We start from the raw sequence: 23,908 nt of genomic DNA on the forward strand, positions 1-23,908 counted from the left end.
GTACGGAGTCTAGGAACGTCAAAATCCGGGGCGTTATCCGCTTTTGGTAATTATCGTGACGGGCGTTTGAGCGTGTCGGACGGCAGTTCCCCGAACAGTTCCCGGTAGTGCGACGCGAACCGGCTCAGGTGCCAGAAACCCCAGCGGCACGCGACGTCGCTGACCGATGCGCTTGCGGGAGAATGCTCGCGCAGCTCGCGGCGCACCGCGTTCAGCCGCAGCACGCGCAGGTACCACGCGGGGTGCGTGCCGAGGATTTCCTCGAAGCAATACTGCAGTTTGCGCCGGCTCGCACCGACTTCGCGACACACGTCGAGCACCGTCAGCGCCACACCGGGCCGCGACGCGACGAGTTCGCGCACGCGATCGACGACGCGGCGACGCGCGGACGGATCGAGCCGGACGGGGCGGCCGGCCGCCTCCATCGCGTGCACGAGTTCGACCAGAATGGCGTCGTGCAGCGTCTTGCGCGTTTGCGGCCGCGCGAGCGGGCGCTCCGGCGTATCGGCCGCCCCGAAGCCGGCCATCAGCAACGCTGTCAGCGCGTCGTGGCGCGCGGCGGGCACCCGCAGGATGCTGGTTTCGCTCGACGATACGCCGTCGCCATCATTGTCCCGATCGCCGAGCCACGCCAACCGGTGCAGCGTGTCGCTGGGCACCGTCAACAGCACGACGTCCTGATGGTCGGGCGTGCGCAACTCCGGCAGCGACGTGCCGCCGGAGACGAGCAACGCCTTGTCGCGCAGCGGCGCGCCGCCGCAGAAGCCGGCGCCGGCGGTTTCCAGCGGGATGCTGAACGACGTCTTGCCGGCGCACTGGTCGCCGCGCTTGAGCAGCGCGCGGTTCACGCGTTCGCGCAGCAATTGCATGCCGTCGAAGCGGATTTCGTGCAGCGTTCCATGGAACGGCCCCGGCGACAGCTGATCGAGCCGGATCGACCAGCCGTGCGTGCATTCCGCGTGGGTATCGACGTCCTCGCTGGAGAAGCGCCGGATCAACGGCAGCGCGTCGGGCGCGGTGTCGGCGAGGCCTGCGGCGAGCGGCTGCGGAGCGGAATGCATGGCGAGCGGGGCGATGGAGGAGGCGTCCGCCGACAATGCGCACACAAATTCCGGTTGGCAATGCGTTTTTACCCGGGGCCGGGGCCGTGGCTGCGGTCGCGCCGCGGATGGCGCGGCGGGCACGCGCGATTCGGCATGACGTCAGCACCGACCGCTTCGTCGCGCCCGAATCCGTAAGGCATGCCGGCGGGAGCGGCACGCCCGACGGGAAATCGAACGCGCGGCGACACCGGTTCAGTCGAGCCCGCCTTGGCACAGATACTTGATCGACAGATAATCGTCGAGGCCGTAGCGCGAGCCCTCGCGACCATAGCCCGATTCCTTCACGCCGCCGAACGGCGCGGCCTCGCTCGCGAGCGCGCCTTCGTTGATCCCGACGATCCCCGTTTCGAGCCGCGCCGACACGCGCGCGATGCGCCGCACGTCCTGCGTGTAGAAATAGGCGGCGAGTCCGAACGGCGTGTCGTTCGCGGCGTCGACGGCGTCGTCCTCGGACTCGAAGCGAAACAGCGCGGCGACCGGGCCGAAGGTTTCCTCGCAGGTGAGCCGCATGTCGGCGGTGGCGTCGGCGAGCACCGTCGGCGCGTAATAGTTCGGCCCGAGTTCGGTCAGGCGCTGGCCGCCCGTCAGCACGCGTGCGCCGCGTTCGACGGCATCGCCGACGTGGCGCGCGATCTTGTCGACCGCACGCGCGTTGATCATCGGGCCGATCTGCGCGGCCGGGTCGGTCGCCGGCGCGACCTTCAGCGCGGCGACGCGCGCCGCGAGCTTCGCGGCGAATGCGTCGTAGACGCCGGCCTGCACGTACACGCGATTCGGCGACACGCACGTTTGCCCGCCGTTGCGGAACTTGGCGGCCATCAGCCCGTCGACCGCGGCATCGAGCTCGGCGTCGTCGAACACGATGAACGGCGCATTGCCGCCGAGCTCCAGCGACAGCTTCTTCAACGTCGCCGCGGATTCGCGCGCGAGCAGCTTGCCGACGGGCGTCGAGCCGGTGAACGTGATCTTGCGCACGCGGCCGTCGGCGAGCCAGTCGGCGGCGGCGTCGATGCCGCGTTCGCGCGACGCGGCGATCAGGTTCAGCACGCCGGGCGGCACGCCGGCTTCCTGCGCGAGAAACGCGAGCGCGAGCGCGGTCAGCGGCGTGTCCTCCGCCGGCTTCGCGACGACCGTGCAGCCGGCCGCGAGCGCGGGAGCGATCTTGCGCGCGATCATCGCGAGCGGAAAATTCCACGGCGTGATCGCGGCGACGACGCCGATCGGTTCCTTCACCGCACTCAGCCGCTTGCCGCGCTGCTGCTGCGGGATCAGGTCGCCGTACGTGCGCGTCGCTTCCTCCGCGAACCACAGCACGTACGACGCACCGTACGCGACTTCGCCGCGCGCTTCGGCAAGCGGCTTGCCCTGTTCGCGCGACATCAGCTTCGCCAGATCGTCGGTGTGGGCGATGATCGCCGCATGCCATGCACGCAGGATCGCGGCCCGTTCGCGCGCGGGCGTCGCGCGCCATGCGGGCAGCGCGCGTGCCGCGGTGTCGGTTGCCGCGCGTGCGTCGGCGGCGCCGCTGTCGGGTGCGTGGGCAACGGTCTCGAGCGTGGCCGGATCGGTGACGGCGAAGCGGCGGCCGTCGAGCGCATCGCGCCAGGCGCCGTCGATCAGATTGGCGGTGCGAACGAGTTCGGTTCGGGACAGCGTAAGCGGCATGACAGGTCCTTGAATGAAGCGGTTCGGCGACGACGGCGGCGCGGCGCGGGCGCGACTCCGCCCACGCGGACAGCCGGCTGCCGCGTGACGGAGCGACGCACGCCGAGTATCAGTGGCGTTCGCCGAACAGCGATTCGAGCGGGTAGTGCCGTTTGACGAACGGCGACTTGATGATCACGTAACTGAAATACTTCTCGATGCCGATGTTCTGCTCGAGCAGCCCTTCGACGATCGTCTGGTAATGGCTCACGCTGCGCGTGATGAACTTCAGCAGGTAGTCGTAGCCGCCGCTCGCGAGGTGGCATTCGACGATCTCGTCGACGTTGCGGATCGCCGCGACGAAACGCTCGAAATCCTCGCGCCGGTGGTCGGCCAGCGTGACCTCCGTAAACACGACCTGCACGTCGCCGAGTTTCTCGAGCTGGATGTGCGCGCCGTAGCCGCCGATGTAGCCGGCCTTCTCGAGCCGCTTCACGCGGATCAGGCATGGACTGGGCGACAGCCCGACCGCATCGGCCAGCTCGACGTTGGTCATGCGGCCGCGCTTTTGCAACTGGGAGAGGATGCGCAGGTCGATGCGATCCAGCTTGCTGTCCGTCATGTTCACGTGAAAGGGCAAAAATGGAATGTCCGGTTACTTTAGAGTCGAACGATGGCGGCCACAAGCCCGGCTTTCCCTTGGCCTGTCAGGCCGGCTGCGCGTGCGCGGCGTCGAGCGCACGCTGCACGCCCGGGTCGGCCAGCACGTCGTCGAGCGTCTTGCGCAAGCGTTCGAACAGCAGGTCGAACTCGCCCGCGGTGAAACTCAGGGCCGGCGCGAAGCCGAGCACGCCGTCGCCGAACGCGCGAAACACCACGCCGTTCGCGTACGCGGCGGCCGCGATCCTGTCCGGCACGTTCAGCGCCGCGTCGAAGCGCGTCTTGCGGGTCTTGTCGGTCACCAGTTCGAGTGCGCCGAGCAGGCCGACCGAACGTGCGTCGCCGACGAGCGGATGCGCGCGCAGTGCGTCGAGCCCCGCGGCGAAGCGCGGCGCCATCGCCTGGCCGTTCGCGAGCAACCCGCCTTCGTGATAGAGCTTCAGCACCTCGAGGCCGATCGCCGCGCTGACCGGGTGCGCGGAATACGTATAGCCGTGGCCGACCACGGGCGCATCGGCGTGCTGGCCCGCGATCCCTTCGTAGATCTCGTCGGACATCAGCACCGCGCCCATCGGCGCATAGCCGGCGGTCAGGCCTTTCGCGACGGTCATCAGGTCCGGATCGACCTGCTCGGCCTCGCATGCGAACAGCGGGCCCGTGCGGCCGAAGCCGGTGATCACCTCGTCGGCGACGAACAGGATGCCGAGGCGCCGGCACGCGTCGCGCATCGCCTTCAGCCAGCCGGCCGGCGGCACGATCACGCCGCCGGAACCCTGCACCGGTTCGCAGAAGAAGGCGGCGACGTTGTCCGCGCCGAGTTCGGCGACCTTCGCTTCGAGCGCGGCGACCGACGCGGCGATCAGCGCCTGCGGATCGTCGCCGAGCGGATGGCGGTACGGGTAGGGCGACGGAATATGGTGCTGGTCCGCGCGCGGCAGGTCGAAATGACGGTGGAACGCCGGCAGCGCGGTGAGGCCGGCGCCGATCGACGACGAGCCGTGATAGCCGCGTTCGAGCGCGATCATCTGCTTTTTCGACGGGCGGCCGGTGGCGTTGAAATAGTGCGTGATGAAACGCACCGCCGAGTCGACCGCGTCCGAGCCGCCGAGCGTGAAGTACACGCGGTTCAGCGACGGCGGGGCGAGCGCGGCGAGCCGTTCGGCGAGTTCGATCGCCGGCTGCGAGCCGAAATGGAAATAACCGGTCGCGTAAGGCAGCTTCGCCATCTGGTCGGCGGCGGCTTTCACGATGCTGTCGCGGCCGTAGCCGACGTTCACGCACCACAGGCCCGAGAACGCGTCGAGTAGCGTGTGGCCCGCGGCGTCGCGCAGGAACACGCCGTCCGCGGATTCCAGCACGGTGACGCCGCGCGCCTCGTGCGCACGGTAATTGACGACGGGGTGGATCAGGTGTTGACGATCGGCTTCGATCAGCGCGGCTTGGTTCATGGGAGGGCGGGACTCTCGTCAGGTGTCAGCGGTGAGTTCATGCTACCGGGCGAGACATTCGCATGCGTCTTCAATTTGCGGTCCGAAACGTATGCGCGCGGCGTTTGTGCGGGGCGCTTCGGCATTTTCTGCTGCGTGTCCGGCGGGCCGGGCATACACGTCAGTAGCCGCGTGCGCGATCGACGACGCCGATCATCGGCTGGCCCGCGCGATGGCGAGCGAGGTTCGCGAGCACCGCGTCGACCGCGGTGTCGGGCCGCGTCGCGCTGGCGATGTGCGGCGTGATGCGAATGCGCGGATGCGTCCAGAACGGATGTCCGGCCGGCAGCGGTTCGGGATCCGTCACGTCGAGGATCGCGCTGTCGATGCGGCCGCTCGCGAGCGCGGCGAGCAGCGCCGCCGAATCGAGCTGCGGGCCGCGCCCGACCTGCACGAGCGACGCGCCGGCCGGCAGCGCGTCGAACACGCGCGCGCCGAGCAGGCCGCGCGTGCCGTCGGTCAGTGGCAGCAGGCAGATCAGGATGTCGGTGCGGGCGAGGAACGCGTCGAGCGCCGCGTCGCCTGCATGGCAGTCGACGCCGTCGAGCGTGCGCGGCGTGCGGCTCCAGCCGGCGCACGGGAAACCGAAGCGCCGCAGCGTGTCGAGCACCGCCTGGCCGAGCGTGCCGAGCCCGAGCACGCCGACGCGCCGCGACGCGGCCGCGCGCACGGGCCGCTCGCGCCACGTCCGGTCACGCTGCTGGGCCGCATAGTCGAACAGGTCGCGATGGATCGTCAGCACGGCCTGCGTCACGTATTCGACCATCCCTTCGACGATGCCCGGCTCGATCATCCGCACGACCGGGATGTGCGCGGGCACGCGCGACAGGTCGAACTGGTCGATGCCGGCGCCGACCGAGAACACGACTTCGAGATTCGGCAGCAGCGCGACCGGATCGTCCGGCGGCTGCCACGCGGCGAGATAGCGGACGGCTTCGGCGTCGCCGAGGTCTGGCCAGATCCGGAACGGCAGATCGGGCGCCTGTTGCGCGAAGCGCGCCGCCCACTGCGCGCCGCGCACCGGGTCGGCCTTGTAGAGAAAGCTCATCGTGCGTGCCGCTCAGCCGAGCGCCTGGTTCACGATCGCGAACGCGCGCAGCGTCGGGTCGCGCTCAGGCGCCGTGCCGCGCGCCATCGCGACGACGGTGTCGACGCGCGGCAGCCCGAGCCCCTGCAGCCAGTCGGACAGCCCGCTGTCGCCGGGCACGTCCAGCCGCACGAACATGCCCTCGTGCAGCGCGAGCCAGTGGCTGATCAGCGCTTGCGCGCGCAGCGCATCCGGCGCGATCACGGGGCCGATCACGTGGCCGCGGCCGAACCGGCGGAACAGCGCGAAGCCGAGCAGCTCGCCGTCGCGGTCGAGCGCGATCCCGTTCGCAACGTCAAGCAACGCTTCGATCACCGCACCGCGTTCGTAACCGGCCGCGCGCGACGCGAGCGCGGCGAGGCGCGGCCCGTCGTTGGTGCCGAGCGGGCGCAGGCGCTCGCCGGGCGGCAGCGAGATCAGCGGCGGCTGGAAGGCGGCGCCCTGGTGCTGATCGATGGTGCCGATCGCCTCGAAGCCGAACTTCACGTAGAGCGGTTCGCCGGACGGCGTCGCATGCAGGAAGATCGTGCGCGCCCCGAGGCTGTCGACGACGCGCGCGAGCAGCTCGCGCCCGATGCCGCGGCCCTGACGCTCGGGAGACACGATGACCATGCCGAGCGACGCGTGCGATTCGCCGAAGCGCCAGCCGAACGCGGTACCGACGACGCCGCTTTCGTCTTCGGCGACGAAGCCGCTGCCGAGCCGGAAGACGAAGCGCCAGTCGTCGAGCCGGTGCGGCCACTTGACCGCTTCCGACAGTCGATGGGCGGCGGGCAGGTCGGTTTCGGCGAACGTGCGATAGATGAGCGTGCGGGATGGGTTGAGGTCGGACACGCCGGACTCCGGATGGGTGGGAATGACCCGTTCACTCTGCCAGCGCGGTGGCGGCACGGATAGGACGATTCGCCTGTTTTCCGGCTGCGGCCGGCGCCCGCGGGACCCATGCAAACCCGCACGATCGGCACGAACGAACGCACCGACCGTGCCGGCGCGGCCGGTCGATCCGGCAACGCCTGCTGTGCGAATGCCACTACGATGAATGTACGGCGACGCCGCCTGCCGCCAGGCCGCGCCGGCAGGCGAGCCCGTCGCAGTGGCGCGGTGTTCGTCGGCCGGACCCGCCGCGCCACACCCGATCGCGCCGCAGATCGTGCTGCATGTGCCGCGCAACACGCGGCGATTCTGCGCTTTGAGCCGCGTCGAACGATGTGCGAACGACTTTTTGCCCTGATTCAATTTCAACCAACCCAGCCCGTCCCCGGCCCTGCCGGGGCTTCACACCGACAGGACGTCACCATGATCCAGTTTGAACCGAAGTTCATCACCTTCGACTGCTACGGCACGCTGACCCGTTTCCGGATGGCCGAGATGGCGCGCGAAGTCTATGCGGACCGGCTGTCGCCGGTCGCGATGGAGGAATTCGTGCGTGCGTTCGCCGCCTATCGGCTCGACGAGGTGCTCGGCGCATGGAAGCCGTACCGCGACGTCGTCGTCAACGCGATCCGCCGCACCTGCGCGCGGGTCGGCACGGCGTTCGACGAAGCCGAGGCCGAGCGCTTCTATCTGGCGGTGCCGACGTGGGGCCCGCACCCCGACGTGCCGGCCGGGTTGTCGCGGCTGGCTTCGAAGTACAAGCTCGTGATCCTGTCGAACGCAATGGACGACCAGATCATGAGCAACGTCGACAAGCTCGGCGCACCGTTTCATGCCGTCTTCACCGCGCAGCAGGCGCAATCGTACAAGCCGCGGATGCAGGGCTTCGAATACATGTTCGGCAAGCTCGGCTGCAAGCCGGAGGACGTGCTGCACGTGTCATCGAGCCTGCGCTACGACCTGATGACGGCCGAGGATCTCGGGATCAAGCACAAGGCATTCGTGAACCGCGGCCACGAGCCGGGCACGCCGTTCTACAACTATTACGAAGTGTCGGACATCGGCCATCTCGCGACGCAGCTCGGGCTGTAAGCGGCGCGTTTCTCCGGGGCGACGTCGCGCACGCCGTGCCGCCGCCGGTCGCGATCCCGGGGAAAACCCGCGCAAGCGGCAGGCTGCCGACGTCGCCACGTCGCCACGTCGCCACGTCGCCGCGTCGCGCAAGCCCTGCGCGCATTCGCGCCGCACGGTCGGGATGAACGCGTCGATGCCGGCGAACAATCCTCTGAACTTTCGCGCGTGCGTCGGCATGCGGGCGGCACCCGCCGGCGATTCCTGGCGCATGCAGCGAATCATGCTGCGCAGGCTACCCAAAACGGTCGATTCGTATCGTGAGGGTGCCTCGAATCGCGACAACCGGCATTTTGGCGATGCTTAAATGAATTGCATGTGCACGACGTCGCGCCCGCCACCAGCAAGCGGGCACGGCGAGATTGAACAACCACGCTGGACCCTTGGACCCACTTTCCACAGTCAGGAGCAGTTCGGATGAGCGACGATATCGACAATGGCGGCAAGGGCGGCTTCACGCGCCGCGACATGATGCGGGTCATGGCGGCGAGCGGCATGATGGCCGCCGGGGGCGGCGGGCTGCTGATGCATGCGCAGTCGGCATTCGCCGCGCCCGCGCCGAAGCGCGGCGGCAAGATCCGGGTCGCGAACGAATCCAGCTCGACAGCCGATACGCTGGATCCGGCCAAGGGCTCGACGGGTGCGGACTACATCCGCTTCTTCATGTTCTACAGCGGCCTCACGCAGCTCGACGCGAGCCTGACGCCGCAGATGAACCTCGCCGAGTCGCTGCAGACGGCAGATGCGAAGACGTGGATCATCAAGCTGCGCAAGGGCGTCACGTTCCACGACGGCAAGCCCGTCGGCCCGGCCGACGTGGTGTTTTCGCTGCTGCGTCACAAGAACGCGGCCACCGCGTCGAAGGTCAAGCCACTTGCCGACCAGTTCGCCGACGTGAAGGCGAGTGGCCCCGACGAAGTCACGTTGACGCTCGCCAGCGCGAACGCCGATCTGCCGGTCATCCTCGCGACGCCGCAGCTCGTGATCGTCAAGGATGGCACGACCGACTTCGCGACCGGCATCGGCTGCGGCCCGTACAAGCTCAAGTCGTTCAAGCCGGGCGTGTCGACCGTCGGCGTGCGCAACGACAGCTACTTCAAGCCGGGCATGCCGTATCTCGACGAGATCGAGCTGATCGGCATCAGCGACAGCGCCGCACGCCTGAACGCGCTGCTGTCGGGCGACGTGCACCTGATCAACGCGATCGACCCGCGTTCGACGCAGCGGGTCGCGTCGGCGTCCGGCTATGCGCTGAAGGAAACGAAGTCGGGGCTCTATACCGACCTGATCGCGCGCAGCGACAATCCGATCGTCTCGAATCCCGATTTCGTCGAAGGGATGAAGTACCTGTTCGATCGCGAGCAGATCCGCTCGGCGGTGTTCCGCGGCTACTCGGTGATCGGCAACGACCAGCCGATTCCGCCGGGGCATCGCTACTTCAACGCGTCGCTGCCGCAGCGGCCGCACGATCCGGACAAGGCGAAGTTCCTGTTGCAGAAGGCGGGGGCGCTCGGCGCCTCGCTGCCGCCGATCTATGCGACGTCCGACGCAAACGGGTCGATCGAAATGGCCGTGCTGCTGCAGCAGGCCGGCCAGAAGATCGGGCTGAACCTGCAGGTCAACCGCGCGTCGCCCGACGGCTACTGGTCGAACCACTGGATGAAGCACCCGCTCACCTTCGGCAACATCAACCCGCGCTCGAGCGCCGACGTGCTGTTCACGCAGTTCTTCAAGTCGGATGCGCCGTGGAACGAGTCGGGCTGGAAGAACGCGAAGTTCGACCAGTTGCTGCTCGCCGCGCGTTCGGAAACCGACGACGCGAAGCGCAAGCAGATGTACGGCGACATGCAGGTGATCGTGTCGCAGCAGGGCCGGGTCGGGATTCCGGCGTTCATCAGCTTCCTCGACGGATACGACAAGCGGCTCGCGGGCCTCGGTTCGATCCCGACCGGCGGGATGATGGGCTTCATGTTCGCCGAACACGTGTGGTGGAACGCATGACGTCGTTGCTGGCCGCCGTCGCGCGGCCGGTGCGGATCGCCGCGCCGGCCACGCGCGGTTTTTTGGGGAGTGCCGCTCCATGAACCGGATTCTCATCGGGCTGATCGGCCGGCGCATCGCAGTGACCGCGCTGACGCTGCTGATCGTGTCCGCGATCATCTTCACGATCACGAACCTGCTGCCCGGCGACGCCGCGCAAGCCGCGCTCGGTCAGTCGGCGACGCCGGAAACGGTCGCCGCGCTGCGCCAGCAGTTCGGCCTCGACTTGCCGGCGCACGTGCGTTACGTGCACTGGCTCGCCGGGCTGCTGCACGGCGATTTCGGCCGCTCGCTGTCCGGCGACATGCCGGTGTCGGAAATGATCGGAGGACGCCTGCCGAAGTCGCTCATGCTTGCGGCGATCACGACTGCCGTGTCGGTACCGATCGCGCTGCTGCTCGGGATCCTCGCGGCGGTCAAGCGCGAGTCGGCGATCGACCGCGCGATCAGTCTCGGCACGCTGTCGCTCGTCGCGACGCCGGAATTCCTGATCGCGACGGTCGCCGTGCTCGTGTTCGCGGTGAAGCTGCGCTGGCTGTCCGCGCTGTCGTACGGCGGCCCGATCGACAGCCTGCACGATTTCCTGCGGGCATATGCGATGCCGGTGCTGACGCTGTGCGCGGTCGTGATCGCGCAGATGGCGCGGATGACGCGCGCCGCGGTGATCGAGCAGTTGAGCGCGTCGTATGTCGAGATGGCCGTGCTCAAGGGCGCGAGCCCCGCACGCGTCGTGCTGCGCCATGCGCTGCCGAACGCGATCGGCCCGATCGCCAATGCGATCGCGTTGAGCCTGTCGTATCTGCTCGGCGGCGTGATCGTCGTCGAGACGATCTTCAACTATCCGGGTCTGGCGAGCCTGATGGTCGACGCCGTCAGCAACCGCGATTTCCCGTTGGTCCAGGCGTGCACGCTGATCTTCTGCGTCGCTTACCTGACGCTCGTGCTGTTCGCCGACCTGTGCTCGATCGTGTCGAATCCGCGACTGCGGACCTGAGCGCCCCCGTCCACCTTCCGAGATGCCGCCCATGCACCCGACCGACCCCGTTCATCGCAGCAGCGCGCTGCCGCCGTCAGGCGAACCGCGCTCGCCGTGGGGAGGCGCGACGCCGCCCGCCGCGCCGTCCCCCGACCAGCCGCGCAAGCGCCGCGGGGCACGCCTCGGACTGACCACCGGCGGCCGCGTCGGCCTGTCGATGGTCGGCCTGATGCTGTTCGTTGCGGTGTTCGCGCCGCTGCTCGCGCCGCACGACGTCGGCGCGATCGTCACGCCGGACGTGTTCGCGCCGTTCGGCGCGAAGCTGCCGTTCGGTTCCGACTTTCTCGGCCGCGACATGCTGAGCCGGATCCTGTACGGCACGCGGCTGACCGTGCTGCTCGCGCTGGCCGCGGTGCTGCTCGCCGCGGTGACCGGCACGACGCTCGGGCTGCTCGCGACCGTGTCGGGCCGCGCGGTCGACGAGACGATGAGCCGGCTGCTCGACGCACTCACGTCGATCCCGTCGAAGATGTTCGCGCTGATGTTCGTCGCCGCGTTCGGCTCGTCGCTGCCGCTGCTGGTCCTCACCGCCGCGGTCAGCTACATGCCCGGCTCGTACCGGATCGCGCGCGCGCTGGCGGTCAACATCAGCACGCTCGAATTCGTGCAGGTGGCGAAGGCGCGCGGCGAAAGCGCGCTGTACATCGCGTGCGTCGAGATGCTGCCGAACATGATCCACCCGATGCTGGCGGACACCGGGCTGCGCTTCACGTTCGTCGTGCTGCTGCTGAGCGGCCTGAGCTTTCTCGGGCTCGGCGTGCAGCCGCCGTATGCGGACCTCGGCTCGCTCGTGCGCGAGAACATCGCGAGCCTCGGCGACGGCTCGGCCGTCGCGATCATGCCCGCGGTCGCGATCGCGATCCTGACGGTGGGCGTCAACCTGATGATCGACGGTCTGCCGCATCGCGGCCGCCGCAAGGGCGCGGCCGGCGCCGCCGGAGGACGCTGATGCGACACGAATCGAACCCGCTCGTCGAAGTGCGCGGGCTGCGCGTGGTCGGCGGCCGGCCGGGCGGCGAGGAAACGACGATCGTCCACGGCGTCGACTTCGAGATCGGGCGCGGCGAGGTGCTCGCGCTGATCGGCGAATCGGGCTCCGGCAAGACGACGATCGCGCTGTCGCTGATGGGCCATGCGCGCACCGGATGCCGGATCGCCGGCGGCTCGGTGAAGCTCGACGGCACCGACGTGTGCACGCTGTCCGCGCAAGCGCTGACCGCGCTGCGCGGCCGCAAGGTCGCGTATATCGCGCAGAGCGCGGCCGCCGCCTTCAACCCGTCGCGCACGATTCTCGACCAGGTGATCGAGAGCGCGCTGATCCACAAGACGATGACGAAGCGCGACGCGCAAGCGAAGGCGATCGAGCTGTTTCGCGCGCTCGCGCTGCCGGAGCCGGAGACGATCGGCAAGCGCTATCCGCACCAGGTATCCGGCGGTCAGCTGCAGCGGCTGATGGCCGCGATGGCGCTGATCACCGATCCGGAGCTGGTGATCCTCGACGAGCCGACCACCGCGCTCGACGTGACCACGCAGATCGACGTGCTGCAGGCGTTCAAGAGCGTGATCCGGCGCTACGGGATGAGTGCGGTGTACGTATCGCACGACCTGGCCGTGGTCGCGCAGATGGCCGACCGGATCGTCGTGCTGAGCGACGGCGTGATCCGCGAGGCGGGCGACACCGAACAGATCCTCCATGCGCCGACGCACCCGTACACGCAGAGCCTGATCGCGGCGGTCACGCCGAACGATGCCGAACGCGACGCGCGAGCGGAACAACCGGCCGCGCCGGCGCCGCTGCTCGACGTGCGCGGCGCGATCGCGGGCTACGGCGGCCGCACCGCGAACGGCTGGCCCGCGAAGGTGATCCTGCATGAAGTCGACCTGCGCATCGGGCGCGGGCAGACGGTCGGCGTGATCGGCGAATCGGGCTCCGGCAAGACGACGCTCGCAAAGGTGATCGCGGGCCTCGTGCCGGCGACCGGCGGCGAGATCCTGCTCGACGGCGAGCCGCTCGCGCGCGATATCGGCAAGCGCACCAAGGAGCAGCATCGCCGCGTGCAGATCGTGTTCCAGAACGCCGATACCGCGCTCAACCCGGTGCATACCGTCGAGCGCACGCTCGCGCGACCGCTCGCGTTCTACCACGGGATCAAGGGCGCGCGTGCACGCCAGCGCGTCGCGGAACTGCTCGAACTCGTGCGGCTGCCGCCGGCGGTGGCCGCGCGGCGTACCGGCGAGCTGTCGGGCGGGCAGAAGCAGCGCGTGAACCTCGCGCGCGCGCTCGCGGCCGAGCCCGACCTGATCCTGTGCGACGAGGTCACGTCGGCGCTCGACACGGTCGTCGGCGCCGCGATCATCGAGTTGCTGCGCGACCTGCAGGCGAAGCTCGGCGTGTCGTACGTGTTCATCACGCACGACATCGCGAAGGTGCGCGCGATCAGCGACGACATCGTCGTGCTGTATGCGGGCCGCCGCGTGGAGACGGGCAGCCGCGACGCGCTGTGCGCGCCGCCTTATCACCCGTATTCGCACCTGCTGGTGTCGTCCGCGCCGGAACTGCGCGTGGGCTGGCTCGACGATGCGGCCGAGCGCTGTCACCGTCCGCTGGTGCCGATCGCCGCGGGCGCGGACGATGCCGGGCTGTGTCCGTTCCTGTCGCGCTGCGCGATGCGGGTGGACGGACTGTGCAACCGGACGGCGCCCGTGCTGCGCACGCTCGACAACGGCGCGCAGGTGCTGTGCCATCGCAGCGAGGAAGATCTCGTGCGCTTCCAGGCGGAGCCGGTGCCGGCCGGTGTCACGCCGGTGCAGCTGTAGTGCGCGGGCGCGAACCGTTCCTCGCGCGGTGCGGTGGACGGTGCACCGCATAGTCTGCTGAGACGGTCGCGCAAAACGGCAATTTGTGCGCGTGTCGTGCGCGAATACGCGGCAACCGCGGTTTGTGACGATGATTAAATGATTCCCATTGAACGGTCGCCGATCGTCATTGCCGGCATGCAAATGAAGGATCCAATGAAACTGGAATCGTACTGGCTGGATACCCGCCCCGCGTTTCGCGCCGGCAGCGTTGGCCCCGTCGAAGGGCGCGCCGACGTGGTCGTGATCGGCGGCGGCTTCACCGGCTTGTCGGCGGCGCTCGCGCTCGCGCAGCGCGGCGTATCGGTGGTCGTGCTCGAAGCCGCGCAGGTCGCCGGCGAAGCGTCGGGTCGCAACGGCGGCCAGTGCAATACCGGCGTGGCGCAGGACTACGCGTCGCTCGCCGCCCGTATCGGCGCCGAGCCCGCGAAGCAGTTCTATCGCGCGTACGAAAGCGCGGTGAAGAGCGTCGAGACGATCGTGACCGAACACACGATCGACTGCGACTTCCGGCGCGCGGGCAAGCTGAAGCTCGCCGCGAAACCGCAGCACTTCGCGGGGCTCGCGAAGACCTTCGACGCGTTGCGACGCGACGTCGATCCGGATATCGAACTGATCGAGCCGTCGCGGATCCGCGATGAAATCGCGTCCGACGGTTTTTACGGCGGACTTCTGCAGCGCAACGGCGCGCAGATGCACATGGGCAAGTTCGGCGTCGGGCTCGCGCAAGCGGCCGTGCGTGCCGGCGCGCGCGTCTACGAGCACGCGGCCGTCACGCAGATCGAGCGGCTCGACGGCGAGCGCCACACGGTCACGTGCACGCGCGGCACGCTCGTCGCCGACCGCGTGCTGGTCGCGACCGGCGCCTCGCAGCACGGGCCGTTCGCGTGGTTCCGGCGACGCATCGCGCCGGTCGGCAGCTTCATCGTCGTGACCGAGCCGCTGCCCGACGCGCAGTTGAACCGATTGTTTCCGCATCGCCGCGCGTATGTGACGTCGCGCCAGATCGGCAACTACTTCCGCGTGACGCCCGACAACCGGCTGCTGTTCGGCGGCCGCGCGCGTTTCGCGATGTCGAGCCCGCGCTCCGATGCAAAGAGCGGCGACGTCCTGCGCGCCGGCATGGCCGGCTATTTCCCCGAACTGGCCGGGGTGCGGCTCGACTACTGCTGGGGCGGTCTGGTCGACATCACCGCCGACCGGCTGCCGCGCGCGGGCCAGCACGACGGGCTCTATTACTCGATGGGCTACAGCGGCCACGGCGTGCAGATGTCGGTGCACATGGGCCGCGTGATGGCGGACGTGCTGTACGGCGCGGCCGCGTCGAACCCGTGGCGCGAACTCGACTGGCCGGCGATACCCGGCCATTTCGGGCACGCGTGGTTCCTGCCGCTCGTCGGCGCGTATTACCGGATGCAGGATTTCCTGCATTGAAGCGAGCGCCGGGAGAATTCGATATGACAGTGCAATTCGTTGGCTCGCCGCGTGTCGCGCGGCCCGTCTCGCCGGCGATCGGCGACGTGCTGCGCACGATCGACGCGTCGTTCGCGCAGCCGCTGAACCTCGATACGCTCGCGGCGGTGGCCGGGTTGAGCGTGTCGCGTTTCACCGCGCGTTTTCGCAGCGAAACCGGGCTGTCGCCGCACCGGTATCTGTGTCTCGTGCGGGTACGGCGGGCGCAGGACCTGTTGCGCGCCGGTCTCGCGCCGTCGGTCGTCGCGACCGACGTCGGCTTCTTCGATCAGAGCCATCTGTGCCGGCATTTCCGGCGTGTGCTCGGGATCACGCCGCGCGATTACGTGGTCGCCCGAACGGGCGGCGCATCGGTGCGAACGCCGTCGACGCGCCTGCGCGCCGAACGCCGCGATGCGTCGTGTCATGCGGCATAAGCGCACGCATGGACGTCATGCCCCGCTGAGGATTTTCCGGCAGAAGAGCCGGCGAACGACGATTTCCGATATCGCGTGACGACGTTGAAGCAGTCCGTCGCGCACTGCACAGGAGTAGAAATGACCGCAGTTTTCGTGTTGCACCGGGCCGACGGCGCACCGTCTTCCACCGCATTCAGCAAGCAGGCGTTCGGCGCGAGCGATCCGTTCGCGTCGCATCGCGAGATCGCATGGGAAGGCCCCGACGCGATGGCCGCCGGACGTATCGGTTTCGTGGGCGAGCTGGACGTGCCGAGCTTTCCGCACATCGAAACGCTCGTCGTCGTCGAAGGCGAGCTGACGCTCGAAGCGGTTGGGGCCGCACCGTTGGTCGTCGGCCCGGGGCAAGGCGCCGTCATCGGCTGCGGCACCGCACTGCGCGTCGCCGCGCAATCGCCGGTGCTACTGATGTTCTGCGCGGCAGCGTGCGCGAAACCGACGAAGCAGGGCCTCTTTGCGCTGCGCGCCGACGCGGATTTCAAACCGTCCGCGACGCTGCCGGCCGAGGTACTGCTCGGCCCCGCGCCGCAATGCCGCAGCGACAACGTGTTCACCGACGACGGCGCCGGGTACTGCGCGGGCACGTGGGATTCGACGCCGTATCACCGGATCGTGCGGCCGCATCGCGCCAACGAGTTCATGTTCCTGCTGGACGGCGGCGTGCGGTTCGCGGCGCCCGACGGCAGCGTGCTGTCGCTCGGTGCCGGCGATGCGCTGTTCGTGCCGCGCGGCGCGTCGATCGGATGGGAAAGCAGCGAACGCGTGGCGAAGTTCTACGTCATGCAGACCGTCGATACCACCGTGGAGCGAGACTGAACATGTCCCCTCCGCTGCGCCATATCGAAACCTTGTCCACGCCGCCGGCCGCGGCCGACGTCGTCGTGATCGGCGGCGGCATCATCGGCGTCTTCACCGCCTACTATCTGGCGCGCCGCGGCATCTCGGTCGCGCTCGTCGAGAAGGGGCGCATCGGCGCCGAACAGTCGAGCCGCAACTGGGGCTGGTGCCGGCAGCAGAACCGCGACGCGCGCGAGTTGCCGATGGCGAGCAAGAGCATCGATCTGTGGGAACGATTCGCCGCCGAATCCGGGGAAGACACGGGCTTTCATCGCTGCGGGCTGCTGTATCTCAGCAACGACGAGGCCGAACTGTCCCGCTGGGCCAACTGGGGCGAATTCGCGAAGACCGCGGGCGTGACCACGTACATGCTCGACAGCAAGCAGGCCGCCGAGCGCGGGCGCGCGACCGGCCGGCAGTGGAAGGGCGGCGTGTTCTCGCCGACCGACGGCACGGCCGATCCGGCGAAGGCCGCGCCGGCCGTGGCCGCCGCGCTGATGAAGCTGGGCGGCAGCGTCCACCAGCACTGCGCGGCGCGCGGCATCGAGCTCGAGGCCGGCCGCGTCGCCGGCGTCGTCACGGAGGCGGGCGTCATCAAGACCCGGACGGTCGTGATGGCCGGCGGCGCATGGGCGTCGTCGTTCTGCCGCCAGCTCGGCATCCGGTTTCCGCAGGCGTCGATCCGTCAGTCGATCCTGAGCGTGTCGCCGGTCGAGCATCCGCTGCCGGATGCGATGTATACGTCCGGCGTGTCCGTGACGCGCCGCAGCGACGGACGCTACGCGTTGGCGATCAGCGGCCGCGCGCGGGTGGACCTGACGCCGCAGTTCCTGCGCTTCGCGCCGCAATTCGTGCCGATGTTCGCGAAGCGCTGGCGCAATCTGCTGCCGGGCGGCCTCGAAGGCGTGCGTGGCGGCCATGAAACGTTGAAGCGCTGGCGCCTCGATGCGCCGACGCCGATGGAAGCGGTACGCATTCTCGATCCGAAGCCCGACATGCCGACGGTTGCCGAAACGTACCGCCGCGCGGCCGAACTGTTGCCGGAACTGCGCGACGCGACGATCACGCACGCATGGGCCGGGTTCGTCGACAGCACGCCGGACGGCGTGCCGGGCATCGGCGAAGTGCCGGGCGTGCCGGGGCTGATCCTCGCGGCGGGGTTTTCGGGGCACGGCTTCGGGATCGGGCCGGGCGCCGGGCACCTGATCGCCGATCTCGCGTCCGCGGCGCAACCGTTCGTCGACCCGGCGCCGTACCGGCCCGGCCGGTTCAGCGAGTCGGCATGGGGCAAGGTCGCGGATTTCTAGTGCAAGGCCGTCGCGCGGACGCGGCGCGCCGACCTCAACCCGTGGAAAGGTTTCGACTGGCCCGCGATTCCGGGCCGCTTCGGCAAACCCTGGTTCCTGCCGTTCGTCGGCGCCTGGTATCGACTCAAGGACCCGCTGCAATGAATTCACCTGTTGTTCGCCTAATGCAAGCCGGCCGGCTCGATCGCTTTTTCATCGACGGCGACTGGGTCATGCCGGACGGTCGCGACCGGTTCTCGGTCGTCAGTCCGTCCACCGAAGACACGCTGTGCGAGATCCCGCTCGGCAGCGCGCGCGACGCCGACCGCGCGGTGCGGGCCGCGCGCCACGCGTTCGAACGCTGGTCCGCGACGTCACCGCAGGAACGCGCTGCATTGCTCGACCGCGTGCATGCGCTGATGCTGGAGCGCGCCGAGCTGTTCTCGACCGCGCTCGCGCTGGAAATGGGCGCGCCGATCGGCTACGCACGCGGCGCGCACGTGCCGCTCGCGGCCGAACATATTCGCGTCGCGCGCGATAACCTCGCGCGCTACCCATTCGTCGAGCGGCGCGGGACGACCGCGGTCGTGCGCGAGCCGATCGGCGTGTGCGCACTGATCACGCCGTGGAACTGGCCGATCTATCAGATCACCGCGAAGGTCGGGCCGGCGCTCGCGGCCGGCTGTACGGTGGTGCTGAAGCCGAGCGAACTGTCGCCGCTCAGCGCGCTGCTGTTCGCGGAAGTCGTCGCCGACGCGGGCGTGCCCGCCGGCGTATTCAATCTCGTGAGCGGCAGCGGCGAAACGGTGGGCGCCGCGCTTTCGGCGCATCCGGAAGTCGACATGGTGTCGATCACCGGCTCGACGCGGGCCGGCGTGCTGGTGGCGCAGGCGGCGGCGCCGACCGTCAAGCGCGTCGCGCAGGAACTGGGGGGCAAGTCGCCGAACGTCGTGTTGCCGGATGCGGACCTGTCGCGCGCGGTCCCGCCGGGCGTGGCCGCCGCGTTCCGGAACATGGGGCAATCGTGCAGCGCGCCGACCCGCATGATCGTGCCGCGCGACGCGCTCGGCGCGGTCGAGGCACTGGCCGTCGCGGCGATGCAAACGCTCGTTGTCGGCGATCCGTTCGACGAGGCCACGACGCATGGGCCGCTCGCCAATCGCGCGCAGTTCGGTCGGGTCGCGCGGATGATCGACGCGGGCATCGACGAACGCGCGAAGCTGATCGCCGGCGGCCCCGGCCGGCCCGCGGGGCTCGACAAGGGCTTCTATGCGCGGCCGACGATTTTCTCCGATGTGCGCACCGACATGGCGATCGCGCAGCAGGAGATCTTCGGTCCGGTACTCGCGATCCTGCCTTACGACACCGTCGACGAAGCGGTCGCCATCGCGAACGACACGGTCTACGGGCTCGGCGCGCACGTGCAGGGCACCGACAAGGAACGCGCACGCGCGGTGGCCGCGCGCATCCGGGCAGGACAGGTGCATCTGAACTACCCTGCATGGGATCCTCAGGCGCCGTTCGGCGGGTACAAGCAGTCGGGCAACGGCCGCGAATACGGGGTCGAGGGGATGGAGGAGTACATGGAGGTCAAGTCCATCCTGGGTTTTTATGATTGATGCGGCCGTTGCGCGCGACGCAGCAGTCGCGATTTGAACCGGTTTGCTTAGCAAGGGTGCCGAGAGTGGAAAACGCCATCATCCCCGACGCGTCGCTGGACGCGCATCACGCGCACTGGGCGACACTGCGCCGCGACCTGCACGCGCATCCCGAGTTGCGATTCGAGGAACACCGGACGGCCGACGTCGTCGCCCGCGAGCTCGAAGCGCTCGGCTACGCGGTGTCGCGCGGGCTGGGCGGCACGGGCGTCGTCGCGAGCCTGCCCGGCGCGGATCCGCGCCGCGGCATCGTGCTGCGCGCCGATCTGGACGCATTGCCGATCCACGAAGCGAACGACTTCGCGCACGCATCGTGCACGCACGGGATCATGCATGCGTGCGGCCATGACGGCCATACCGTGATGTTGCTCGGCGCCGCACGCGTACTGAAGGCGCTGCCGCAGTTGCCCGGCGCCGTCCATTTCGTGTTTCAGCCGGGCGAGGAGGGCGGCGCGGGCGCGCGCAGGATGATCGACGACGGGCTGTTCGAGCAATACCCGACGGAAGCGGTATTCGGCATGCACAACTGGCCCGGTCTGCCGGCCGGGCATTTCGGGTTGCGTACGGGCCCGATCATGGCCGCGGGCTGCCGCTTCAGGATCACGGTGACGGGCAAGGGCGCGCATGCGGCACAGCCGCATCTGGGCATCGATCCGGTGCCGCTCGCGTGCTCGATGGTGCTGCAGTGTCAGACCATCGCCGCACGGCACAAGGACCCCGTCGACCCGGCCGTCATTTCCGTCTGCATGTTCCATGCGGGCACGACGGACAACGTGATTCCCGACACAGCCGAGCTGCGCGGCACGATCCGCACGCTGTCGTCGGCATTGCAGCAGAAGCTGCAGCGCGACGTCCGGCTCGCGTGCGAGGGGCTCGCGGGGGCCTATGGCGCGCAGGTCGACGTGGAGTTTTTTCAGTACTACCCGGCGACGGTCAACACGCCGGCCGAGACGGCGCTGTGCGAAGCGGTGATTCGCGACACGTTCGGCGACGCGCGCGTTGAGCGCGACGTGCCGCCGAACATGACGTCCGAAGACTTCGGCTTCATGCTGGAGGAGCGGCCGGGCGCTTACGTGCTGATCGGCAATGCGCAGGACGGCGCGAGCGCGCCGGCACTGCACCACCCGAAATACGACTTCAACGACGACATCATTCCGGCCGGCGTCCGGTATTGGGTCGCGCTGGCGCAGCGTTACTTCACGCGATCGCCGTGATGGGTCGGGGCGGTGTTGAAACCGGTCGACGTCGGGTTGATCGGGCGTCGGGTCCGGGAAAGGCGTTCTTCCGGGTGGTCGGGTACCCATGCCAGCCGGGGAGAGCCGTGCAATTCGTCGCCGCTTCGACGTGATCGCCGCGTATTTTTCAGCGTGCCGTGTCGCACGAAAACACTATTTGGAAGGATTCCTTGATGAAACAGGAACATGAAGTGAAGGCGCACGGCGCGACGTCGGCGCTTCGCTACCGGGGATTCACCGCGGCGGACGTCACCGCTGCCCATGCCCTTACCACGGCGCTTCGCTGGCCGTTCAGGGTGGAAGACTGGCAGTTCTCCGCCGACACGTCGACCGCGTTCGCGGCCGAGGAAGACGGCGTGGTCATCGGCACGGCGATGTGCTGGAAGTTCGGTGCGGATCGCGCGGCGATCGGGCATGTGATCGTCTCCGACGCGCATCAGGGCCGGGGAATCGGCCGCAAACTGATGGAGACGCTCCTCGACGAACTGGGGCCGCGCATCACGTTTCTGCACGCGACGCCGGCCGGTCGGCCGCTCTACGAGAAACTGGGATTCAGCGTGTGCGGATCGCTGGGCCAATATCAGGGCAATGTCGATCGGCCCGCCGCGGTTGCCGTGCCCGACGGCGAGCGGCTGCGTGCCGGTTCGCCGGCGGACTGGCCGCGCCTGATCGAACTCGACGCACGGGCTTCCGGCCTCGAGCGCGAAGCGCTGTTGTCCGCGTTGCTGAAGCGGGGCGAAAGCGTCGTGCTCGAACGCGACGGCGAGGTCGTCGGGTTTTCGGTGCTGCGGCGCTTCGGTCGCGGATACGTGATCGGTCCGGTGGTCGCGCCGCGTTCGGGCGACGATGCGCGTGCGAAGGCGCTGATCGGCTATTGGCTGACGAAACGAGACGGCGAATTCGTTCGTATCGACGTGCCTTCCGGGAGCAGTCTGCCGGCGTGGCTGAGCGAGCAGGGATTGAAACAGGTGGATACCTGTTCGAAGATGGTTCGCAACGCGCCGGCCGCGGCACACGAGGGCCCGGCCGACCCGGCCTTCGGACTGTACGCGTTGATCAGTCAGGCCATGCTGTAAACCCCGGCCGCGCACGGCGGCCGGTTCTTCCAGGGCGGCTGCCCGCCCAGCCACCGTCGGCATGAACGCGCGCCATCGCGCTCAGCGCACAAGCGCGGCCGCGAAGTCGCGATACGTCCGCAGCGGGCGGCCGAGGATCGCGGTCAGCCGCTCGACGTCGCCGGCCTCCGGCACCATGCCGTCGCTGACGTAGCGTTCGGCCATCAGCCGCATTTCGTAGGCCATCCATTTCGGCATGAACTGAGCCAGATTGCTTTCGAACGGCGTCGGATCGTCGCCGCCATACGCAACCGGGCGGCCGAGCGTTTCCGACCAGATCGACGCCAGTTGCGCGCCCGTCAACGTGTCGGGACCGACCAGGTTGAGGGTGTCGACCGGCAGCTTGCCGGGCGCGTCGTGGCGGCGGATCAATTCGATCGCCGCGACTTCCGCGATGTCGCGCACGTCGACCATCGCGGCGCCCTTGCCGCCGATCGGCACCGGATAGACGCCGTGCCCGACGATCACGTCCTTGACCATCGATTCGTTGTCCATGAAATATGCGGCGCGCAGGATCGTCGCGCTGAAGCCCATCTGCTCGATCATCCGCTCCGCGCCGAATTTCACCGCGAGGTGCGGCACGTTCACGAAGCGGTCGGCGTGGAGAACCGACAGATAGACGACGCGCTCGATGCCCGACTCGCGGGCCAGATTCAGCGCAATCAGCGCTTGCGTGAATTCGTCGCCCGCCACGGCGTTGAGCAGGAACAGCGTGCGGACGCCGGAGAATGCCGCCCGCAGCGCGTCGACGTCGAGCATGTCGCCCTGCGCGACGGTCACGCCCGCCGGAAAGTCGGCCTTGGCCGGATCGCGCACCAGCACGCGCACGTCGGCGCCGCGATCGACGAGTTGACGGACGACCTGGCGGCCCACACGGCCGGTGGCGCCGGTAACGAGAATGGTCATGATGTTCACTCCTGAAGTAACGGTTGGGTTGACTGCCTGCGTAAGTTAAGTGATCCACACACGATCCGGAAGATGTGATAAATAGACGTGTCGTCTCACTGGTGGAACACATGGACCTGCTTGCTCTCGCCGATTTCAACCTCGTCGCCCGCCATGGCAGCTTCGGGGAAGCCGCGCGGGTCGCGGATCGCCCAAAGGCGACGCTGTCGCGCCGCGTGGCGGAACTGGAGAACAGTCTGTCGTTGCGTCTGTTCGAACGCGGGTCGCGCGGCGTGAAGCTCACGCAGGAAGGACGCGCGCTCTACGAGCGGACGGGTGCTTTGCTCGCGGAGCTTGCCGACAGCGCGTCGGCGATCGCATCGGGGAGCGAGCGGCCGCGCGGCCGGCTGCGCATCAGCGCGCCGATGCTCTTTTCCCAGTTCGCGATGGGGAAGCTGGTGGCGACGTTCGCGCTGAAATACCCGGACGTCCGGCTGGAGGTGACGACCGAAGACCGGCCCGTCGACATGATCGAGGAAGGGTACGACCTCGTGATACGCGTGAACCCGGACCCGGACGAGAGCCTGATCGGGCGCGTGATCCTGCGCGACCGGCTGGTCGTCGTCGCGACGCCCGCGCTGGCGCGGCCTAGCGGCGACGCACCCGCACCGGCCGTGGTTCGCGGCGCGATCGGCACCCGCGCCGTATGGGAAATCGCGGGCCCGGCCGGGACGGCGCGCATACCGGTCGAACCCGTGGCGCGGCTGTCGTCGCTGGTCATGGTGCGCGATACGGTCCGCCTCGGCCTGGGCGTCGCGCGCCTGCCGGTATCGCTCGTGAGCCGCGACCTGGCCGCCGGCACGCTCGTCAGTTGGGGCGACGTGCCGGGGCCCGATATCGCCCTGTGGGCGCTGTATCCGTCCAGACGATTATTGAGCGCGCGCGTTTCCGCGTTTCTCGATCATCTGAAGGACGCGTTTCCATCGGGAAAGCCGGAAGAACTGGCTGCGTATATCGAACCCGGGCAGTGAAACGGCCGCGGTCGAG

At 68.8% G+C, this 23,908-nt stretch carries 20 protein-coding genes; 13 read left to right on the forward strand and 7 right to left on the reverse strand.

The window, feature by feature from the left end; all coding sequences use genetic code 11:
• Positions 1 to 50: 50 nt before the first annotated feature.
• The 6 genes from C4B30_RS01465 to C4B30_RS01490 form a co-directional block, all read right to left on the reverse strand.
• On the reverse strand, positions 51 to 1,061 hold the full coding sequence (locus C4B30_RS01465) for a helix-turn-helix domain-containing protein (RefSeq protein ID WP_034185530.1): 1,011 nt from the start codon (positions 1,059 to 1,061) through the stop codon (positions 51 to 53).
• A 234-nt stretch (positions 1,062 to 1,295) separates the two neighbouring features.
• Positions 1,296 to 2,768 carry an NAD-dependent succinate-semialdehyde dehydrogenase gene (locus C4B30_RS01470; RefSeq protein WP_027786610.1) on the reverse strand — a complete coding sequence of 491 codons (1,473 nt, stop codon included), beginning with the start codon at positions 2,766 to 2,768 and terminating at the stop codon, positions 1,296 to 1,298.
• Between the two features lie 109 nt (positions 2,769 to 2,877).
• Positions 2,878 to 3,369, reverse strand: coding sequence for an Lrp/AsnC family transcriptional regulator (locus tag C4B30_RS01475; RefSeq protein ID WP_027786611.1), 492 nt, complete (start codon positions 3,367 to 3,369; stop codon positions 2,878 to 2,880).
• Between the two features lie 85 nt (positions 3,370 to 3,454).
• On the reverse strand, positions 3,455 to 4,855 hold the full coding sequence (locus tag C4B30_RS01480; RefSeq protein WP_027786612.1) for an aspartate aminotransferase family protein: 1,401 nt from the start codon (positions 4,853 to 4,855) through the stop codon (positions 3,455 to 3,457).
• 160 nt (positions 4,856 to 5,015) lie between these two features.
• Positions 5,016 to 5,942 carry a 2-hydroxyacid dehydrogenase gene (locus C4B30_RS01485; protein ID WP_027786613.1) on the reverse strand — a complete coding sequence of 309 codons (927 nt, stop codon included), beginning with the start codon at positions 5,940 to 5,942 and terminating at the stop codon, positions 5,016 to 5,018.
• 12 nt (positions 5,943 to 5,954) lie between these two features.
• Positions 5,955 to 6,815 carry a GNAT family N-acetyltransferase gene (locus C4B30_RS01490; protein ID WP_027786614.1) on the reverse strand — a complete coding sequence of 287 codons (861 nt, stop codon included), beginning with the start codon at positions 6,813 to 6,815 and terminating at the stop codon, positions 5,955 to 5,957.
• Between the two features lie 462 nt (positions 6,816 to 7,277).
• Between C4B30_RS01490 and C4B30_RS01500 the strand changes: the two genes are divergently transcribed.
• The 12 genes from C4B30_RS01500 to C4B30_RS01560 all read left to right on the forward strand — a co-directional run bounded on the left by C4B30_RS01500 (position 7,278) and on the right by C4B30_RS01560 (position 21,937).
• A complete protein-coding gene (locus tag C4B30_RS01500) occupies positions 7,278 to 7,946 on the forward strand; it encodes a haloacid dehalogenase type II (RefSeq protein WP_027786616.1) in 669 nt (222 codons plus the stop codon).
• Positions 7,947 to 8,402: 456 nt separating this feature from the next.
• A complete protein-coding gene (locus tag C4B30_RS01510) occupies positions 8,403 to 9,986 on the forward strand; it encodes an ABC transporter substrate-binding protein (RefSeq protein WP_027786617.1) in 1,584 nt (527 codons plus the stop codon).
• A gap of 79 nt (positions 9,987 to 10,065) precedes the next feature.
• Positions 10,066 to 11,019: an ABC transporter permease gene (locus tag C4B30_RS01515; RefSeq protein ID WP_027786618.1), complete on the forward strand. Its 954-nt coding sequence runs from the start codon at positions 10,066 to 10,068 to the stop codon at positions 11,017 to 11,019.
• A 31-nt stretch (positions 11,020 to 11,050) separates the two neighbouring features.
• Positions 11,051 to 12,010 (forward strand): ABC transporter permease, encoded by a 960-nt coding sequence (locus C4B30_RS01520; RefSeq protein WP_027786619.1) that lies wholly within the window; start codon positions 11,051 to 11,053, stop codon positions 12,008 to 12,010.
• On the forward strand, positions 12,010 to 13,878 hold the full coding sequence (locus C4B30_RS01525; RefSeq protein ID WP_027786620.1) for an ABC transporter ATP-binding protein: 1,869 nt from the start codon (positions 12,010 to 12,012) through the stop codon (positions 13,876 to 13,878). Before C4B30_RS01520 ends, C4B30_RS01525 begins: the two co-directional genes overlap by 1 nt.
• A 195-nt stretch (positions 13,879 to 14,073) precedes the next feature.
• Entirely contained in the window at positions 14,074 to 15,351 is a 1,278-nt protein-coding gene (locus C4B30_RS01530; protein WP_027786621.1) for an NAD(P)/FAD-dependent oxidoreductase, read from the forward strand.
• A 23-nt stretch (positions 15,352 to 15,374) separates the two neighbouring features.
• The gene (locus C4B30_RS01535) at positions 15,375 to 15,806 is read left to right on the forward strand and encodes a helix-turn-helix domain-containing protein (protein WP_027786622.1); all 432 of its coding nucleotides are present in this window, start codon (positions 15,375 to 15,377) and stop codon (positions 15,804 to 15,806) included.
• Between the two features lie 120 nt (positions 15,807 to 15,926).
• Complete coding sequence (locus tag C4B30_RS01540) at positions 15,927 to 16,661, forward strand: cupin domain-containing protein (RefSeq protein WP_027786623.1); 735 nt, start codon at positions 15,927 to 15,929, stop codon at positions 16,659 to 16,661.
• A gap of 2 nt (positions 16,662 to 16,663) precedes the next feature.
• On the forward strand, positions 16,664 to 17,989 hold the full coding sequence (locus C4B30_RS01545; protein ID WP_027786624.1) for an NAD(P)/FAD-dependent oxidoreductase: 1,326 nt from the start codon (positions 16,664 to 16,666) through the stop codon (positions 17,987 to 17,989).
• A 140-nt stretch (positions 17,990 to 18,129) separates the two neighbouring features.
• Positions 18,130 to 19,587, forward strand: a complete 1,458-nt coding sequence (locus tag C4B30_RS01550; protein WP_027786625.1) for an aldehyde dehydrogenase family protein — start codon at positions 18,130 to 18,132, stop codon at positions 19,585 to 19,587.
• A 65-nt stretch (positions 19,588 to 19,652) separates the two neighbouring features.
• Positions 19,653 to 20,840 carry a M20 aminoacylase family protein gene (locus tag C4B30_RS01555; RefSeq protein WP_027786626.1) on the forward strand — a complete coding sequence of 396 codons (1,188 nt, stop codon included), beginning with the start codon at positions 19,653 to 19,655 and terminating at the stop codon, positions 20,838 to 20,840.
• Between the two features lie 194 nt (positions 20,841 to 21,034).
• Positions 21,035 to 21,937: a GNAT family N-acetyltransferase gene (locus tag C4B30_RS01560; protein ID WP_027786627.1), complete on the forward strand. Its 903-nt coding sequence runs from the start codon at positions 21,035 to 21,037 to the stop codon at positions 21,935 to 21,937.
• An 81-nt stretch (positions 21,938 to 22,018) separates the two neighbouring features.
• On the opposite strand, the gene C4B30_RS01565 is transcribed toward C4B30_RS01560, so the two are convergent.
• Complete coding sequence (locus C4B30_RS01565; protein ID WP_027786628.1) at positions 22,019 to 22,882, reverse strand: SDR family oxidoreductase; 864 nt, start codon at positions 22,880 to 22,882, stop codon at positions 22,019 to 22,021.
• A gap of 110 nt (positions 22,883 to 22,992) precedes the next feature.
• On the opposite strand from C4B30_RS01565, the gene C4B30_RS01570 reads away from it, so the two are divergent.
• A complete protein-coding gene (locus C4B30_RS01570) occupies positions 22,993 to 23,892 on the forward strand; it encodes a LysR family transcriptional regulator (protein WP_027786629.1) in 900 nt (299 codons plus the stop codon).
• Positions 23,893 to 23,908 lie beyond the last annotated feature (16 nt).

The organism is Burkholderia sp. BE12, assembly GCF_002959955.1.
Classification (GTDB): domain Bacteria; phylum Pseudomonadota; class Gammaproteobacteria; order Burkholderiales; family Burkholderiaceae; genus Burkholderia.